General features: G+C 42.2%; 13 protein-coding genes. All 13 read left to right on the forward strand.

The window, feature by feature from the left end:
* The first annotated feature begins 117 nt into the window (after nucleotides 1–117).
* The 13 genes from LBYS_RS01770 to LBYS_RS01830 are packed head-to-tail and all read left to right on the forward strand — an operon-like array spanning nucleotide 118 to nucleotide 17,040.
* A complete protein-coding gene (locus tag LBYS_RS01770; RefSeq protein WP_013407190.1) occupies nucleotides 118–3,189 on the forward strand; it encodes a SusC/RagA family TonB-linked outer membrane protein in 3,072 nt (1,023 codons plus the stop codon).
* A 6-nt stretch (nucleotides 3,190–3,195) separates the two neighbouring features.
* A complete protein-coding gene (locus LBYS_RS01775; RefSeq protein ID WP_013407191.1) occupies nucleotides 3,196–4,941 on the forward strand; it encodes a RagB/SusD family nutrient uptake outer membrane protein in 1,746 nt (581 codons plus the stop codon).
* A 49-nt stretch (nucleotides 4,942–4,990) separates the two neighbouring features.
* Nucleotides 4,991–6,091, forward strand: coding sequence for a metallophosphoesterase (locus tag LBYS_RS01780; RefSeq protein WP_013407192.1), 1,101 nt, complete (start codon nucleotides 4,991–4,993; stop codon nucleotides 6,089–6,091).
* Nucleotides 6,081–7,304 (forward strand): MFS transporter, encoded by a 1,224-nt coding sequence (locus LBYS_RS01785; protein WP_013407193.1) that lies wholly within the window; start codon nucleotides 6,081–6,083, stop codon nucleotides 7,302–7,304. The genes LBYS_RS01780 and LBYS_RS01785 overlap by 11 nt, the downstream gene beginning before the upstream one ends.
* On the forward strand, nucleotides 7,304–8,683 hold the full coding sequence (locus LBYS_RS01790; protein WP_013407194.1) for an FAD-dependent oxidoreductase: 1,380 nt from the start codon (nucleotides 7,304–7,306) through the stop codon (nucleotides 8,681–8,683). Before LBYS_RS01785 ends, LBYS_RS01790 begins: the two co-directional genes overlap by 1 nt.
* Nucleotides 8,680–9,561 carry an endonuclease/exonuclease/phosphatase family protein gene (locus LBYS_RS01795; RefSeq protein ID WP_013407195.1) on the forward strand — a complete coding sequence of 294 codons (882 nt, stop codon included), beginning with the start codon at nucleotides 8,680–8,682 and terminating at the stop codon, nucleotides 9,559–9,561. Before LBYS_RS01790 ends, LBYS_RS01795 begins: the two co-directional genes overlap by 4 nt.
* Nucleotides 9,558–10,760, forward strand: coding sequence for an MFS transporter (locus LBYS_RS01800; RefSeq protein ID WP_013407196.1), 1,203 nt, complete (start codon nucleotides 9,558–9,560; stop codon nucleotides 10,758–10,760). The genes LBYS_RS01795 and LBYS_RS01800 overlap by 4 nt, the downstream gene beginning before the upstream one ends.
* An 11-nt stretch (nucleotides 10,761–10,771) precedes the next feature.
* Complete coding sequence (locus tag LBYS_RS01805) at nucleotides 10,772–11,773, forward strand: 2-hydroxyacid dehydrogenase (protein WP_013407197.1); 1,002 nt, start codon at nucleotides 10,772–10,774, stop codon at nucleotides 11,771–11,773.
* On the forward strand, nucleotides 11,770–13,197 hold the full coding sequence (locus tag LBYS_RS01810) for an FGGY-family carbohydrate kinase (protein ID WP_013407198.1): 1,428 nt from the start codon (nucleotides 11,770–11,772) through the stop codon (nucleotides 13,195–13,197). The genes LBYS_RS01805 and LBYS_RS01810 overlap by 4 nt, the downstream gene beginning before the upstream one ends.
* Nucleotides 13,194–14,618, forward strand: a complete 1,425-nt coding sequence (locus LBYS_RS01815; protein ID WP_013407199.1) for an FGGY-family carbohydrate kinase — start codon at nucleotides 13,194–13,196, stop codon at nucleotides 14,616–14,618. Before LBYS_RS01810 ends, LBYS_RS01815 begins: the two co-directional genes overlap by 4 nt.
* Entirely contained in the window at nucleotides 14,612–15,199 is a 588-nt protein-coding gene (locus LBYS_RS01820; protein WP_013407200.1) for a histidine phosphatase family protein, read from the forward strand. Before LBYS_RS01815 ends, LBYS_RS01820 begins: the two co-directional genes overlap by 7 nt.
* Complete coding sequence (locus LBYS_RS01825; protein WP_013407201.1) at nucleotides 15,196–16,059, forward strand: glycerophosphodiester phosphodiesterase family protein; 864 nt, start codon at nucleotides 15,196–15,198, stop codon at nucleotides 16,057–16,059. Before LBYS_RS01820 ends, LBYS_RS01825 begins: the two co-directional genes overlap by 4 nt.
* 36 nt (nucleotides 16,060–16,095) lie before the next feature.
* Nucleotides 16,096–17,040, forward strand: a complete 945-nt coding sequence (locus LBYS_RS01830) for a nucleoside hydrolase (protein WP_013407202.1) — start codon at nucleotides 16,096–16,098, stop codon at nucleotides 17,038–17,040.
* Nucleotides 17,041–17,200: the final 160 nt, after the last annotated feature.

Consider the following 17,200-nt stretch of genomic DNA (forward strand, 5'->3'; position numbering starts at 1 on the left):
TGTTTTGTTTTGTCTAGGTTTGTGCTTTCATTTGTGGAGAAAATGATGTTTCTTATTGAAATATAACCATTCTCCACACGCTATTAGAACTATTTAATAACCTTAATTCTAATTTTTATGATGAAAGCTCTCTACGCTCCCAAGGTATTTCAGTACTGGAAGGCTGGGCTATTAATTATTTCACTTTTATTCTGTCATGGCGTTGGGCTAGCACAGAACAGAATAAGCGGGGTGGTCTTAGACGATGCAAAACAGCCCATCATTGGCGCCAATGTACTTGAGAAGGGTACATTGAATGCTGCTTCAACTGACCTGGAAGGTAAGTTCACTATTACGGTGGCTCCAGGTGCAACCTTAACCATTAGCTTCATCGGTTACTTGAGCAAAGAAGTAACTGTAGGAAACCAAACTTCCTTCACCATAACGCTTGAGGAAGACAGCCAATCTTTAGAAGAAGTAGTTGTAGTAGGTTATGGTACACAAAAGAAAGTCAATCTGACCGGTGCAGTATCCGCCATTGGTGGGGAGCAATTGGAAAGAAGACCTATCGTGTCTACTTCAAATGCGCTGCAAGGGGTAGCCCCAGGGGTGACTGTGACTTCGCAAACGGGTGCTCCCGGTGCTGACGAAGGCCAAATCAGGATTCGTGGTATCAACTCATTTGGAGGATCCGACAGTAATCCATTGGTATTGATTGATGGTGTTCCGGGTTTAATTAATCAGGTAGACATCAACTTGATCGAATCCATTTCTGTACTTAAAGATGCTGCTTCTGCAGCTATTTATGGATCCAGAGCGGCAAACGGTGTGATTCTGATTACTACTAAACGCGCGAATAAAGGTAAGACAGAAATGAACTATAGAGGATATACCGGATGGCAAAGTGCCACCAATATCCCTAAAGTAACAGACGGTCTCACCTACATGAGAGTGTTTAACGAAGCTAATATGAATGACAACGGTTACGTCCTTTATGATGATGCTGCCATTCGCGACTTCGAACAAAAGTATAAGGCAAATCCGGATAATTTCGACTGGCAAAAGGCCATTCTAGACGGATCTGGTTTTACTCAAAATCACTTCGTGTCTTTGTCGGCTAATTCTGATAAGATCCGCGTTATGCCTTCATTCAGTTATATCAGTCAGGATGGTATTATCAAGAATACCGGTTTTGAAAGATATATTCTTAGAAACAATATGGACGTGCAAGTGAATAGAAAATTGTCTCTAAAACTTGACTTGTCCTATACGAAAGGAGATAGAAAGCAAATTGCAAACGAAGGAACTGTTTGGAACTATCTTGGTAGAATGCCTACTAATATTCCTATCAGAAGAAATGGACTTTGGTCAGAAGGTTGGGTAAATATCAACCCTGTAGCGAACATAGAAGAAGGAGGAAATCGTAAGGTAACCAATATAGAATTCCAAGGAAATATTAGTGCTACCTATAAGCCTGTGTCATGGTTGAGTTTTACGGGTCTAGTTTCGCCCCGTTACAGAACTACTAATTCGCACAACTTTATCAAATCCATCATGACCTATAATGATGACGGTAGTGAGGCCGGCGCATCAAATACCTTTACTGAATTGACAGAGACGGCGTACCGTTACACTTTTGGTAACTATCAATTCCTAACCTCTGCTTACAAAACGTACGGTAAACATAACTTCAACCTACTTTTAGGTGCTTCAAGAGAAACGTATGACGAGAAGTACTTGATGGGGTATAGAAGAGATTTTACTTATGATACTTATGAGGTATTGGCAGCCGGTGCAAATAACGAAACCAGAGATAATAATGGTACGCATGCACAATGGCTTCTTGTTTCAACATTCGGTAGATTAAACTATGATTTTGATAGCAAATATCTATTTGAAGCTAACCTGAGATACGACGGTACCTCTCGTTTTATAGCGGCTAACCGTTGGGCAGCCTTCCCTTCTTTCTCTGCAGGATGGAGAATCACGGAAGAGGAATTTATGTCTGGTCTAAGAAATTCTATTAACCAATTAAAGTTACGTGTATCATGGGGTAAATTGGGTAACCAGAACATTGGTAGTTCCTACTATCCTTTTGCTGATGCTTTGGCTATTGGATCGATTTCTATGGCAGAAAAGATTTATCAGTTGGTTACCCAAAACACCATGTCTAACCCCGATTTGAAATGGGAGGAAACCACCATGAAAGGTATTGGGGTTGATGCTACGATCTTTAATCATTTCAATATCACAGCGGACTACTACGATAAAGTGACTGACGGTATCCTTTTGACGCTTTATACTTCCCAGTTGACCGGATTAAATGCACCATACCAAAACGCAGCGAAGGTGAGTAACAAAGGATGGGAATTAGGTATCAACTACGACGATACTTTCGGTGATTTCAAATTAGGTCTAGGATTCAATATCTCTGATGTGAAAAACAAAATCATAGATATGAAAGGACAAACTTCGGGAACCTTATTGCGTCAACAAGAAGGCTATCCAGTCAATTCAATCTTTGGTTTGATTGCTGATGGATTGTACCAAAGTCAAGAGGAGATCAATGCAGGTCCTACACAGTTTGGTACTTTAAAACCTGGAGATATCCGCTACAGAGATATAGCAGGTGCATTTGATGCTAATGGGAATCCCATTCCAGATGGAAAGATAACGGATGATGATAAAGTAGTCATAGGTTCCACCCTCCCAAGATATACTTACGGAATGAATCTTGACTTAGGGTGGAAAGGATTCTCTGCTAACGTCTTCTTCCAAGGCGTGGGTAAAGCAGATGGTTACTTAAACTCTCATTATGTAATTCCTACAGTTAACTCTTCTGCAGTGAAGACCTGGCAGTTGGATTACTGGACTCCGGAGAATACAGACGCGTCTTTGCCTAGATTGTCTACTACCTCTGCTAATAATACGCAGAACTCTAGCTTCTGGATGAAAGATGCTTCATACCTGAGACTTAAGAATGTTCAATTAGGTTATACCTTACCAAAATCATGGACTCAAAAGTTGAATCTTAACAGTGCCATGATTTATGTAAACGGACAGAATGTGTTTACTAAAACTAAATTCTGGAAGGGCTACGATCCTGAAATTGCTTACGATGCGGGAGCATCTGATGGCGTTTCTCTAGGCGGTGGTAATTATTATCCACAAGTAAAAGTATACTCAGTAGGTCTAGACATTAAATTCTAATCGAACATGAAAAAAGTACTTATATCAATATCGCTTTTATTTCTTTTAAATTCCTGTGAACTGGATAGGTTTCCATTAAATGGTCCTACAACAGGAACCTTCCCGGCTACTGCTCAAGAGGCAGAGATGGGCTTATTAGGTGCGTATAAAGGTTTAACCCTACTTTCAGCAGCAGACACTCCATGGCTCCATGTGATGGATAATATCACGGATATTGGGTATGCTCGCCCGGGTGTAAACTACACTTCGCCTATAACAAGCTCCCTTACTACCACGAATGCCTTAGCCATTAAGCCTTGGGAGATACACTACAAGACTATAGCAAGATGCCATTCCGTATTAGATAATCTGGAGTCTATCAAGGATAAGATGCAAGAGTCCACTTATTACATGATAGATGCTGAGCTAAGGGTTATTCGTGCTTATGCATATTCTCAATTGATCGAACTTTATGGGGATGTGCCACTGGTGAAAAATGGTCTTAAATTAGGTGAAACAGATGTCCCTAGAACATCTAAGAAAGAAATTCAGCAATGGATCATAGACGAGATGACTGCTGTTGCTGATAAGCTACCTGCGGCTCAAACTTCCTATGGTAACGTACGTGTAGGTGCAGTTGCTGCATATATGTTGAAAGCTCGTGTAGCTCTGTACGCTCAACAGTACACAGTAGCAGCAGATGCCGCCGCTAAAGCTCTGGCTTTGTCGGAAGGTATCTATGAATTGACTCCATTTAACAGCACCAAGCAGTTTGTAGGTAAGGATCATAGTGCAGGGGAACCAGAAAGTTCTAATATCTTCGGATATGAGGGATACAAATCCAGTAAAGAATGGATTTGGGTGATGGAGTATAATAAATCCATCAGTGGGAATACCCATAATCAGGGTTATTACATGGGTTCACGTCTAGGAAAAGGTGTTTGTTACTGGGGACCAACCCAAAACCTGATCGACTCTTTCCAAGCCATTGACGGCTTACCTATTGATCAATCACCTCTTTATGATGCGGCAAATCCTTTTGCTAATAGAGACCCGAGATTAGACTTATATTGTGTAAGACCTCATTCTAGATTATTGGGAATCCAGTTTGAACCTCATTCAAGTTTTGCGCGGGTGAATAACTACTGGCCGGTGATTAACGGAACGAGTGCTACACCAACGCAAGTAAGTAATACAGATGCTACAAATGCCTACCGTTCCTTCAGTGGATATTTGTGGAGGAAGCACCAAGATGTGTCTGATTACAATAACAATTCCGTTTCCGGTAATTCAGATTTAAATTGTGGTATTTTCCGTTTTGCAGAGTTATTGCTCCTATATGCTGAAGCAAAAATCGAAAGCAATAGCATTGATGCAAGTGTTTACGAGGCCATCAATAAAGTGAGAAGAAGAGCAGGTATGCCAGAGATAAAAAATGGCTTAAGCCAGGCTCAGTTGCGTACAGCATTACGCTACGAAAGAAAGGTGGAGTTAGCGAATGATGGATTGAGATGGTACGATATCCGTAGATGGGGCATAGCCCAAGAGGTGATGAATGGGGTATTATACTTGAACAGAGCTGCAACTCCATGGACGAAGAGCGTATTGGTTCGTATTGATGAGAATTATTCTCCAATTTATAATACTACTGAGGCGAATAAATACTTCAATACACAAGACGTGATTTATAAGATCGGGAAAGATGAATATTGGCCAATTCCTTTCGCAGAGTTGAATGCTAATAAGAATCTGACTCAAAATCCTGGATATTAATTTTCAGAGGGGATACAGGAGACTGTGTCCCCATTTCCAAGTTTGAACTATGAAAAGACTACTCACCCTTACCCTATTTTTATTTCATACTGTGCTGGTATTTGGTCAATACCAAAAGCCACAGTTGGAAGACCAAAAATCATGGTCTATGATTGTCATTCCTGATATTCAGAATTATGTCAAATGGACACGAAATCAGCCTGTCCTTGATTTAATGATGGCCTGGATAGAGGAGAATCTAGATAGTTTAAATGTGAAAATGGTGATGTGTGCCGGAGACCTTGTAGAACTGGATGATATTTTGGTTCCAGGTATAGATGGCAATACACCAGCCCCTCGACAATGGGCTACTCCAGCTCAGGCTTTTAAGCGTTTGGATGGAAAAGTTCCTTACATAGCTGCATCCGGAAATCATGATTATTCCATCAATGCCAAAGGAGAAAGGACCACTAATTACCCTACTTATTTTCCTATAGATAAAAACCCACTTAACTTCAAATATTTGGTACAAAACACCAGAAACGTACAAGGTATTCATACTCTAGAAAATGCGGTCTTGGAAATGAAAGGCCTCAATGGTAAAGATTACCTTTTCATGACCCTAGAATATGCTCCTAGAGATACGGTGATCAATTGGGCTAAGCGTGTGTCTAGTTTGGAGCAATACAAGAATCATAGAATTATCTTGATGACTCATGCCTATTTAAATACCAAAAATGAAAGAACTACAGGAGAAAACAGATGGTTTATGTACGAGCCTTATTATGTGAACAGTGTAGTTGAAAAGTCAGCCAGAATTCCTTTGCCTCAGTCAAATAATGGTGAGCAGATCTGGGAAAAGTTGATATACCCAAGCTCAAATTTCGCTATGGTGCTTTGCGGCCACATCAGTGGAGAGGGATACAGAATGGATAAAAACATTGCAGGAAAACCTGTACATCAAATGTTATTTGATGCTCAAGATTATGGCGGCGGTCACCGGAACGGGAACGGTGGTGATGGCTGGTTAAGAATTTTGGAATTTAAACCCGACAATAAAACGGTAAAAGTAAAAACCTTTTCACCCCTATTTGCTATTTCGCCTTCGACGCAGCATCTGGCTTGGAAAAGAGATGCTAAGAATGAATTTGTATTGAATTATGAAGATTGAACCTCAAAAGAGACGCTGGCTGATCATCGCCGTTATTTTCCTGGCGATTGTATTTAATTATGTTGATAGACAATTAGTGTCCATTCTTAAACCCATGTTAAAAGGGGAGTTTGGTTTGGACGATGCAGGTTATGCGTTGATTGTCAATGTTTTTACGGTTTGTTATGCTGTGATGTATCCGGTAACCGGATGGTTAGTAGACAGATTCGGAGAGAAGATGGTGATGTTTTACGGGGTGATCATCTGGTCTCTGGCTTGTATAGGTGGTGGATTAGCTTCAACTGTAAAGCAATTTAGTTTCTTCAGAGGTTTATTAGGTGTGGCAGAGCCTACGAACTTTCCCGCTCAGTTAAAGGTAGTGACAGTTTGGTTTCCGGGTAAATTAAGGGCTACGGCTAACAGCTTTTGTGTAGCTGGGAGCAGTATTGGGGCAATTATTGCTCCGCCTTTGATTGCATGGTTAGCTTTAACCTACAACTGGAAGGTAGCTTTTATAGCTATGGGTGCCGTAGGTATCTTGATTGCTATACTGTGGAAAATCGTATATGTGTCTCCACCTGCTTCTGTTTCTGAAAGCGAAGGTATTAAAGATGATGGAATAAAGTTTTCCTGGCCTCAACTGTGGAAGACTCGCAGTTTATGGGGGGTGATATTGATCCGCTTTGTAAGTGATCCGGTTTGGTACTTCTGTTTGTTCTGGTTGCCCGGATACCTTCAAGAGTCTTCCGGTCTTACTTTAGCACAGATAGGTATGTTCGGTTGGATACCATTTTTGGTAGCTGACTTAGGAGCCATTGGAACTTCTTCATGGTCAGATAAAATGGTGAGGGGAGGTAAGGAACCATTGAAAGCAAGGATGATCATGTTAAGCACCGTGGCTGCATTAGGACCTCTGTGTGCTTTCACACCGTTTGCTACATCTCCATGGGTCACACTATTACTGTTTAGTTTAGTAGCAGTGGCTTGTTTAAGTTGGCTATTCTCCATCAGTGTTGTAATAGCGGAGGCTTTTCCTGTGGGTAACGTAGCTTCTGTACTTGGTATCGCGGGAGGATTTGGAGCTGTTGGTGCAGTGGTGTTTAACTATTTTGTAGGTCAATTGATGGGCTCCATAGGCTCAGAAAAGATATTTTTAACTATGGCGGTGATGCATCCTTTAGCGGTGCTGCTACTTTGGACTATGATTAGAAAAGAAAAACCAAATGTTGAATAATGAAAACGATACAAGAGCCGGCAAGGGAAATCAAAGTTAGAAAGGAAGTTGATGTTTTGGTAGTAGGGGGTGGTCCTTCTGGGATTACAGCAGCTCTAGCCGCAGCAGAAGACGGACTGAAGGTGTTGTTAGTGGAGAGCAGAAGCTTCGTAGGAGGTAATATGACCATAGGTTTACCTATTTTAGGTTTTTTAGGTCAAAAAGGTAATCAAATCATCAAGGGCATTCCTCAAAAGTTCATCGACAGATTAAAAGCTGTGGATGCTGCGAGTGAACACAGGCCTTGTCCTCTTCATATGAGCTTAACTTTAGTGGAACCTGAAGCTGTGAAGACGGTGGCATTGGAAATGCTCATGGAAGCGGGCGTAGAAGTGATGTTCTATAGCTTCTTCTCTGAGGCCATTGTGGAAGGGGATGAATTGAAAGGAATTATCATAGAAAGTAAATCAGGCAGGGAAGCGATACTTGCGAAAACGGTGATCGACTGTAGCGGTGATGCAGACGTAGCCTATAGAGCAGGTGTTCCTACTGAATACGGAAATGCAGAAGGTGGGGTTCAGCCTCCAACTCTTATGTTCTGTTTAGGTGGAGTAGATACTGAAAAGTTAAGATTAAGTATTGCTGAAGAGCCAAGGACATATCTGACTGACTTTATACCGGCGGAATATTTTGGTCAAAATAATCAGTTCATTGTGGTCGGCTTGAGATCCTTGATTCAGAAGGCTGCGGAAGATGGTTTAAAGTTGCCGGTGGAAAGAACCATTATCATCACAGGTTTAAGAAAAGGAGAGGCCTGGATCAATATGACACGTATTAATGGTGTGAATGGTACTGATCCGGAAAGTTTAACCTATGGAGAAACGGAGGGAAGAAAACAAATGGCAGATATTCAGAAGTATTTAATTGAGTATGTGCCTGGTTTCGAGAACGCTTACTTCGTTAAGACTGCCCCTTTTGTAGGGATCAGAGAGACTCGCAGAATTGGCGGGAAATATACCATGACTCAAGAGGATGTTTTGTCGTGTAAGCATTTCGAAGATGCTATAGCCGTGGCGAGTTATCCTTTAGATATTCACCATCCACAAGGTGGGGGATGTACGCTGGTTTGGTGTGGAGACTGTTATGATATACCATTCCGTTCCTTGGTCCCTCAAAACATCAAGAACCTCTTAGTGGCGGGAAGGAGTATCTCCTGTACTCACGAGGCCATGTCAGCAATTCGCGTAATGGCACCCTGTATGGCTATGGGCGAAGCTGCAGGTAGAGCGGCAAAACAAGCCGTAAGAAAAGGCATTTCAGTAGATCAAATTTCAGTAAAAGAATTGCAGGACGAACTTTTGGAAAAAGGTGCTTACCTGCGTGAATACGTTGAAGCATGAAAAGAAGGAACTTCATACAATTAAGTGTAGGTGCACTTCCTTTATTAAGTTTTAAGTTTCCGGTAAGTGCAGGTCATAGAATTATGACCTGTAACATCCGCGTAGCCCTTGATGAGGACGAAGAAAAAGGTGTAGGCTGGTCAAGCAGAAAGAAAATCTGCCTGGACATTATCAGCAAGTACAAACCTGACATTATCTGCTTACAGGAAGTACTAAAAGGACAGGCTGCTGATTTTAAGAAGCATTTTTCCGGTTACCAATTGCTCGGATTTGATGGTCCTGAGATGGATGCAAATCCAGTAGGATACCACGGGATCGCTAAAAACCCTATCCTGTACTCTACGAAAAAATACGAATTGATTTCAGCCGGAACTTATTGGCTGTCTGAAACCCCTCTAGTGGCGGGAAGTAAATCATGGGATACGGCAAGGGCAAGGCATGCCAACTGGATCCGACTTAAAGACAAGAGTACTGGTAAAGAGTTTAGAGTTATAAACTTGCATTTAGACCATGTCTCAAATGATGCTAAGTTTCACCAACTAAAGATGGTGATAGAAGAGGCCGGACAGTATTTGCCTGCATTCCCCCAAATCTTATGTGGAGATTTCAATTCCCGTTTCCAAAGTAAGGTATTCAGCACTCCTAGAAATGCCGGATGGAAGGAGGGTATGGAAATACTCTACGGTGAAAAGGAAATGGGCTTTACCGGACATGCTTTCAAGGGACTACAATATGAAAAAGGTCCTAGTGGCGGTAGAATAGATTTTATATGGTACAAAGGTGATATAGAAGTTAAACGAGCGGAGATTTTGAGGGACGAGGTGAAGGGAGTTTATCCCAGTGACCACTTCTTTGTCCTAAATGATTTTCAATTATGATGCAGCGCATTGGCTTACCGAAGCCTCTGGCTTGGGGATATTTGGGGATCCTGATCTTTATGATGGGAGACGGTATGGAGCAGGGATGGTTAAGTCCTTATCTGATAGATAGGGGTTTAGCTATGGAGCATAGTGCTACCTTATTTAGCTTGTATGGCGTTACCATAGCCATATCCTCATGGTTTTCAGGTGTATTGACGGAGAGTTTGAATCCTAGAAAAACCATGTGGTTAGGGCTCCTTCTATACTTGCTTGGTACGGTACTATTCATAGGGATTGGATTAAAAGATTTAGATCTAGGAGTTTTGTACCTCACCTATGCCTTGCGAGGTTTTGGATATCCTTTGTTTGCATATTCCTTTCTAGTTTGGATTTCATATGTGGTACCTCAGAATGCTTTAGGTAGAGCTGTGGGTTGGTTCTGGTTCGTATTTACAGGAGGTTTAAATGTATTAGGAGCATTTTATTCTTCCTGGGCAATTGAGCATCTGGGCCATATTCCGGCTTTGTGGAGTGCGGTAGCTTGGGTATTAGTAGGGGCCATCTTTGCTTTGGTTCTGAATAAAGCTACCTTCCCAAAGCTAGAGACTCAAGGTAAGCTGGATAACCTTCTAAGAGGATTAACCATCATTAAATCTGAACCTAAGGTAGCCTTAGGTGGTATTGTAAGGATAATCAATACTGCTGCACAATTTGCTTTCCCGGTATTTCTCCCCGTTTATATGGCAGAACAAGGAATTGATACCAAGCATTGGCTATACATTTGGGGAACCATTTTCAGTAGCAATATCATCTTCAACCTCATCTTTGGGTTTGTGGGGGATAGGTTAGGGTGGCGACAAACCATCATGTGGTTTGGTGGAGTAGGGTGTGGACTGACCACATTACTCTTCTATTACAGCCCTCAGTGGTTTGAGGGAAATTATAGTCTTGTTTTGGCTTGCGGGGTACTTTGGGGAGCCTGTTTGGCAGGATACGTGCCATTATCTGCCCTAGTTCCATCCTTGGTAGAGAAGGAAAAAGGAGCAGCCATGTCCATTTTGAATCTAGGAGCCGGTTTAGCCGTTTTTGCTGGTCCGGCCATAGTCTGGGCCACTTTCGGTGCTGTAGGTGCTGAGGGAGTGGTGTGGATCTTAGCCGGCCTATATTTTGTCAGTGCCGTACTGACTCATCAAATTAAATTAAGTGCGAAGAATTAAGAATGTGTAAGATGAAAGTATTAGTGACCTCGCCCTACAATGAGGGCGGTTTAAAAGAATTGAACCAACATGTCGGCGAAACCGTGTATCGTCCTTGGAAAGATAATGGAAGAGCCTTCAATGAAGATGAATTGATCCAACTTCTAAAAGAAAGCGAAGCAGATGCATTGATCACTGAACATGATCACGTAACAGAAAAGGTCATTCAATCTTTCCCTGATCTTAAATTTATAGGAGTATGTAGAGGAACTCCTTCGAATGTCAGCATTAAAGAAGCTAGTGCACACAGGATTCCAGTGTTCTATACTCCTGCTAGGAATGCACAGGCTGTAGCTGAATTATTTGTAGCTAATGTCATCACATTCTTAAGGGATACCCTATTCGCCAATGAGTGGCTAAAAGCCGGAAAATGGGATGAAGGTGCCCATACCTCGTATTTGATTTTTAAAGGTAATGAATTGGCAGGTAAGAAGGTCGGTTTTGTGGGTTTTGGAGCTATAGGTCAACTGATTGCCAGCATGATTGCGTCTTATCCTTGTGAGATTTCTTACTATGACCCCTATGTAAAGGCTGAAGATTTTCCTTTGTACCAAAAACAAAGTGTGGAGGAAGTTTTTGCTAATAATGATATTGTCTCTGTACACCTTCCCGTTACAGAGGAAACCAAGGGCCTTATTTCAAGAGAACTATTCTCTGTGATGAAGCCGGATGCCTTATTTGTGAATACCGCCAGAGCCGTGGTGGTGGACAGGAACGCCCTTTTGGAGGTCATAGAACAGAAGAAAATCAAAGGTGCCATTCTTGATGTATTTGATCACGAACCACCGGATGAATTAGATTATCGTTTGATTAGAGCTAAGAATGTACTGGCTACACCTCATATCGCAGGTGCTACACATGAAGTGGAAGATCACCACGTGCGCATAATGAATGAGACTTTAGTGAATTGGTTGAGCAAAGGTATCATCAACGAAAGAAGAATAGCTAACCGCCAAATCTTAGTCAACGCATGAAAACCGCTTATTTAGTTTTAGATATTGGAACAGGAAATGTCCGTGCCGCCTTAGTAACTCCTGAAGGTGAAATTCTAAATGTAGCCAGGGCAGATATCAAATATTACAGAGACGAATTATTTCCGGATGCCATTTACTTCAAGCCTTCTGAGTTAATCGAAGAGCTGAAGGAACTAACTCAGGCAGTTCTGAGCCCGGATGTGGAGGTAAAAGCAGTGACTAGTACCTCTCAACGTGAGGGTATTGTTTTGGTCAATAAGGAAGGTAAAGCCACGTGGGGCTTGCCTAATATAGACCATCGTGGGAGAGAATGGGAAAATTCCTTCGGTGATAAAACGGAAGTTTATTTGACGAGCGGTAGATATCCTACTTCCCTTTTCTCTGTCTACAAATGCATAGGCATGCGGGAAAGAAGAGGAGAGGAATGGAAGAATACACAATTCTTCTTAAGCATTAGCGACTGGGCACTTTGGGAACTTAGCGGTAAGGCCGTGTACGAGGATTCTCAAGCCTCAGAGACTCTTTTGTATGATGTTGCAGAAGGTAATTGGTCGTCCACTATGCTTCAGAAGTTTGGCATAGCTAAAGAAGTACTGCCTGAACTAGTTAAGTCAGGGAGTGTGTTAGGTGAAATCTTGCCCACTATTGCTCAAGAATGGAATTTACCTTCCACAGCTGTATGTGTAGTAGGTGGTGGAGATACCCAAATGGCCATCAAGAGTACGGTGCCAAGTAATGGTGACGTGATTTTAGTGTCAGGTACTACCACTCCGGTAGTAAAATTGGAAGACCATTACCTTACAGATGATGAACAAAGAACGTGGACCAGTAGAGATATTGAGGCCGGAAGATTTGTTTTTGAAGCTAATGCAGGAGTTACCGGGCTAAATCTTCAAAGATTAAAAGAAGTGTTCTATCCAAATGAGTCCTACGAGGTGATGCAAAGGGAACTGGAAGAAACTGACCCAGGATATTGTTTTGCTAGCTTAGGTTCATTAGTGGCTTATGAAAAAGCACCCATCACCACTGGGGGCTTTGTATTCCCCGTTCCGGTTAGTCATGAACTGAAAAGAAGTCATTTTGTATGGGCAATCTTAGTAGATATAGCCTTTTCGATCGTTGAAAACTATAAAGTCTTGGCGGCTTGTTCTAGCCATACTTCCGGTTATTTATGGGCCTGCGGAGGAGGCTTGCAGAGTGAGGTTCTGCGCCAACTAATAGCTGATATCAGCGGTCTTGAAGTAAGAATTAGAAAAGGATATCAACAAGCTACTGTGATAGGTTCTGCGCTATTGTGTAATGAAGCTTTAGGAATCAATGTTGGGGGTAGCGAAGGGTCTTATGAGGTGGCAAAGCCGATGAAAGACCGCACTGCCCTTTATGAGAAATGGTTAGAGGTAAGAAATTCTTTTCGTAAAGCATGAAGCAATTTTTAGGTATTGATATTGGAACTCAGGGAGTTCGAGTGGTGGTGTTAAATCAAGAGGGGAATACCTTAGCTGCAGGAGACCAGGCATTTCAGTTTTCCGGAGATTTAAGGATAGAACAAGATCCTCTGCATTGGTGGGAGATTTTAGACCAACTATTGATTCAGGTTCTAAATGCATTAGGAGATAAATCTAAAATACATGCAATAGGGGTTACATCTACTTCGGGAACCATCATTCCCATTGACTGGAAAGGGAATCCTTTACACTCTGCCATCATGTATAGTGATCAACGTTCGGCGGAACAAGGATACAGATGTCAAGCTTTAGCCAAAGAAAGAGAAACGGTAGGATATACAGCTTTCAACTCATCCAGTGGCCTGCCTAAGATGATATGGTTTCTGGAAAACTTTCCGGAAAAGAGACATGACCTGTATAAGTTTATTCATGCCTCAGATTTCATTACCGGCACGTTAAGTGGGAACTTTGGGGTGACGGATTATACTAACGTATTGAAGTCGGGTTACAATCTCCATGAGGAGGTTTGGCCTTCCTATATCATGGACTTAGGCGTTCATTTGGCTTGGTTACAAGATGTGGTACCTTCGGGATATCCTATAGGGAAGATCTTGCCCGCCTGGGCTGAAAGATATGGCCTTTCTCCGGAAAGTTTGGTAACGGCGGGGATGACGGACGGTTGCGTTTCTCAAGTGGCTTCCGGAGCTGTGGCTCCCGGAGAATGGAACACTACCATAGGTACCACATTGGTGATTAAAGGAGTGTCTACTGAGGAGATTAAGGATCTGAGCGGTGCCATTTATAATCATAGACATCCCCAAGGATATTGGATGCCAGGAGGGGCCAGTAATACCGGTGCCGATTGGGTGAGCCATTACTTCGGAGGACAAAACCTGAAAGAGCTAGGAGAGAAGGCGGAAGCCTTAGTTCCTACCGGCGATGTAGCTTGGCCGCTATTACAGCATGGGGAAAGGTTTCCTTTCTTTTCTCCTCAGGCTCGGGGATTCATGCCGGAAGGTAAAGAGGATGCTTACGTGTTTGCTTGTGGAATGGAAGGGGTAGCCTACATAGAAAAAATGGCCTACGATCGTATTGAAGAATTATCAGGTCAAAAGGTCAATAAAGTCTTTTCAGCAGGAGGAGGAAGTAACTCAGATCTTTGGATGAAAATAAGGAGTACCGTACTTCAGGTGCCAATCCAAAAGATGGCCAATACAACTGGTGCAGCTGGTGCGGCCATATTAGCAGCTTCGGGTACCTTCTATGAAGATCTTCCTACGGCTGCAAGAAAAATGATTAAAGTGGAGAAGGTGATAGAGCCGGAAACACGGTGGATTGAAAAGTACCAAGAAGGCTACAAGCGTTTCTTGGGAGAATTAAAGAGCAGGAATATATGTTGAAAATCTATTTGTTGAGACATGGTCAAACCGACTATAACGCTCAAGGTAATAAATATTGCGGTAGGACGGATATCCCTTTGAATGCAAAGGGATTGGAACAGGCGGAGGCTGTTCGTAAGCAGTTAGAAGGGATTCCATTTGATGGAGTGTATAGTTCTCCTCTGCAAAGAGCCGTTCACACGGCGCGGATTGCTAGCGGACAGGATCCTATTACAGATGAAAGATTGATAGAATTAGATTTTGGTCAATGGGAAGGGAAAACTCGTGAGGAGTTTGTGAAAGAGGATCCTGACGCATGGGATTTATGGGAAAAAGCCCCTGAGCAAAATAAAGCGGGTAGGACAGGTGAAAGTGGAGAGGAAGTAGTATGGAGAATGGAGAGCTTTTTCAAAAGTTTGACGAACGGTACCTATATGGTGGTAGCGCATAATGGAGTGAATCGATTATTTTTAGCGCGTCAATTGGGTATGCCCTTGAAAAACTATCGCAAGTTAGTGCAGGAGAATTCAAGGATCACTTTGATTATCTATGATCCTCAAAAAGGGTGGACACTGGAAATGTTAAATGCTAATATAAAATGAGAAAGATATTTTTACTGGGTTTGTTACTTTGGTGTTCCAATACGTATGCCCAAAAGCATAAGCTTCATTTTCGCACGTTTGATGATATTAAGAAATACTTTAGTTACGAACCCGGTAAAAAGATCATTAGTGGACACCGAGGTACCCATATTGCTAAGTATCCCGAAAATTCTATAGAGGGCTTCCAACATGTTCTCAATCATACTCCTGCCTTCTTTGAGATAGACCCTAGATTAACCAAAGACAGCGTGATTGTTTTAATGCATGATGCTACCTTAGACAGGACCACAACGGGTTCAGGAAAGGTGTCTGATTTTACATGGGCGGAGCTTCAAAAGCTATATTTGAAAGACGGTGAAGGCAACGTGACCAAATACAAAATCCCTACCTTAGAGCAAGCCATGGATTGGGCAAAAGGGAAAACGGTACTGAATTTAGACAAAAAGGATGTGCCTTTAGAAAGAATAGCAGCTTTGATCAAAAGGAAAAAGGCTGAACGTTATATGATGGTGACGGTGCATACGGCAGAACAAGCTTTGTTTTATCACCAGCAGGTTCCGGAGTTAATGATGTCTGCTTTTGTAAAGACGGAGGAGGCCCTGAAATCCTATGAAAATGCGGGTGTTCCCTGGAATAAGATGATAGCCTATATAGGTTCTGATATGAAGCCGGATAATCAAAAGATGTATGAATTACTGCATGCCAGAGGCGTGAGTTGTATGATATCCGCTGCTCCCAAATACGATAAGCTCAAAACTCTTGAAGAAAGGGCAGAGGCTTACCGTGCTATATTCTCTGAGGGGGCTGATGTACTAGAATCTGATCTTCCCATAGAGGTAAGCAGAGCTATTAGGAAATAGATTCCTATCATTGAGAAATTAACTAACTTTAATAGAATGAAAAAAATAACTTTAAGTCTGGCCGGAGTATTTCTGGTTATAGGCTCCTCTTTTGCCCAGCTCCTTGAAAGATTAAGTCACATTCCTGCGAAGGCTAACGTGGTAATTGATACGGACGCTTTCAATGAGGTGGATGATCAATTTGCCTTGGTTTATGCCATACTCGCTCAAGAAAAACTTAATATTCAGGCCATTTATTCAGCCCCTTTTATTAATAAACGGGCGAAAAGCGTGGAAGATGGTATGGAAAAGAGTTATCAAGAGATTCAGAAGATTCTGGAATTGATGAAGGTAAAGTTTCCGGTGTACAAAGGCTCCACCGACTTTTTGAAAGACAAGAAAACCCCTGTGAAAAGTGCGGCAGCTGAGGATTTGGTGGACCGGGCCATGAAGGCGAAGGAACCCCTTTATGTATTGGCACTTGGAGCTCCCACTAATGTAGCTTCAGCCTTAATCATGAAACCCGAGATCAAAGATAAGATCGTGCTAATCTGGTTAGGAGGGAAAGCCCCGCATTTTAATACCGCCAGGGAGTACAACCTATTGCAAGACATGCACTCCTCTCAGATCTTGTTTGACAGTGGAGTCCCAATGATCCAGATTCCTACAGAGCCGGTAACTTCCCATTTGGTGACTACAGTAGCCGAATTACAGGCCAATATAGGCGGTGCCAATAAGATTTCAGATTATTTGATTGAAATAGTAAAGGGTTATAGCCCGGATCATTTTGCCTGGTCAAAGGTGATATGGGATATAGCTGTGATCGCTGCTCTAGTGGAGCCTTCCGCGCTGTCCTACGAGATGAGATCCACGCCCATACTTACTGATCAGATGACCTATAGCTATGATGGAAGTAGGCAGATCTACAAGGTGGCCACATTTATCAACAGGAATAAGGTCTTTAAGGACATGTTTACCCGGTTTAAGGCATTCAAGGATTGAGCACGCTGAATAGCGTGCTTTTTTTGTTTAATATTTTTCGGTCTAAATAGGGGATTCGTGGTTAAACAATGGACACTTCCCTATAGGTCCATTGTAACATTTCCTATTCTAATCTGGCGGGATGGCCATGGTCTGTATTGCTGAGATGGTAAATACTTGC

This window comes from Leadbetterella byssophila DSM 17132 (assembly GCF_000166395.1).
GTDB classification, from domain to species: Bacteria; Bacteroidota; Bacteroidia; order Cytophagales; family Spirosomataceae; genus Leadbetterella; species Leadbetterella byssophila.

What these genes read in the sequence shown, in the direction of transcription:
- LBYS_RS01770 (WP_013407190.1), top strand. Translation starts at nt 118, where the DNA reads ATGATGAAAGCTCTCTACGCTCCCAAGGTATTTCAGTACTGGAAGGCT.
- LBYS_RS01815 (WP_013407199.1), top strand. Translation starts at nt 13,194, where the DNA reads ATGAAGCAATTTTTAGGTATTGATATTGGAACTCAGGGAGTTCGAGTG.
- LBYS_RS01820 (WP_013407200.1), top strand. Translation starts at nt 14,612, where the DNA reads ATGTTGAAAATCTATTTGTTGAGACATGGTCAAACCGACTATAACGCT.
- LBYS_RS01830 (WP_013407202.1), top strand. Translation starts at nt 16,096, where the DNA reads ATGAAAAAAATAACTTTAAGTCTGGCCGGAGTATTTCTGGTTATAGGC.
- LBYS_RS01810 (WP_013407198.1), top strand. Translation starts at nt 11,770, where the DNA reads ATGAAAACCGCTTATTTAGTTTTAGATATTGGAACAGGAAATGTCCGT.
- LBYS_RS01825 (WP_013407201.1), top strand. Translation starts at nt 15,196, where the DNA reads ATGAGAAAGATATTTTTACTGGGTTTGTTACTTTGGTGTTCCAATACG.
- LBYS_RS01805 (WP_013407197.1), top strand. Translation starts at nt 10,772, where the DNA reads ATGAAAGTATTAGTGACCTCGCCCTACAATGAGGGCGGTTTAAAAGAA.
- LBYS_RS01785 (WP_013407193.1), top strand. Translation starts at nt 6,081, where the DNA reads ATGAAGATTGAACCTCAAAAGAGACGCTGGCTGATCATCGCCGTTATT.
- LBYS_RS01780 (WP_013407192.1), top strand. Translation starts at nt 4,991, where the DNA reads ATGAAAAGACTACTCACCCTTACCCTATTTTTATTTCATACTGTGCTG.
- LBYS_RS01790 (WP_013407194.1), top strand. Translation starts at nt 7,304, where the DNA reads ATGAAAACGATACAAGAGCCGGCAAGGGAAATCAAAGTTAGAAAGGAA.
- LBYS_RS01775 (WP_013407191.1), top strand. Translation starts at nt 3,196, where the DNA reads ATGAAAAAAGTACTTATATCAATATCGCTTTTATTTCTTTTAAATTCC.
- LBYS_RS01800 (WP_013407196.1), top strand. Translation starts at nt 9,558, where the DNA reads ATGATGCAGCGCATTGGCTTACCGAAGCCTCTGGCTTGGGGATATTTG.
- LBYS_RS01795 (WP_013407195.1), top strand. Translation starts at nt 8,680, where the DNA reads ATGAAAAGAAGGAACTTCATACAATTAAGTGTAGGTGCACTTCCTTTA.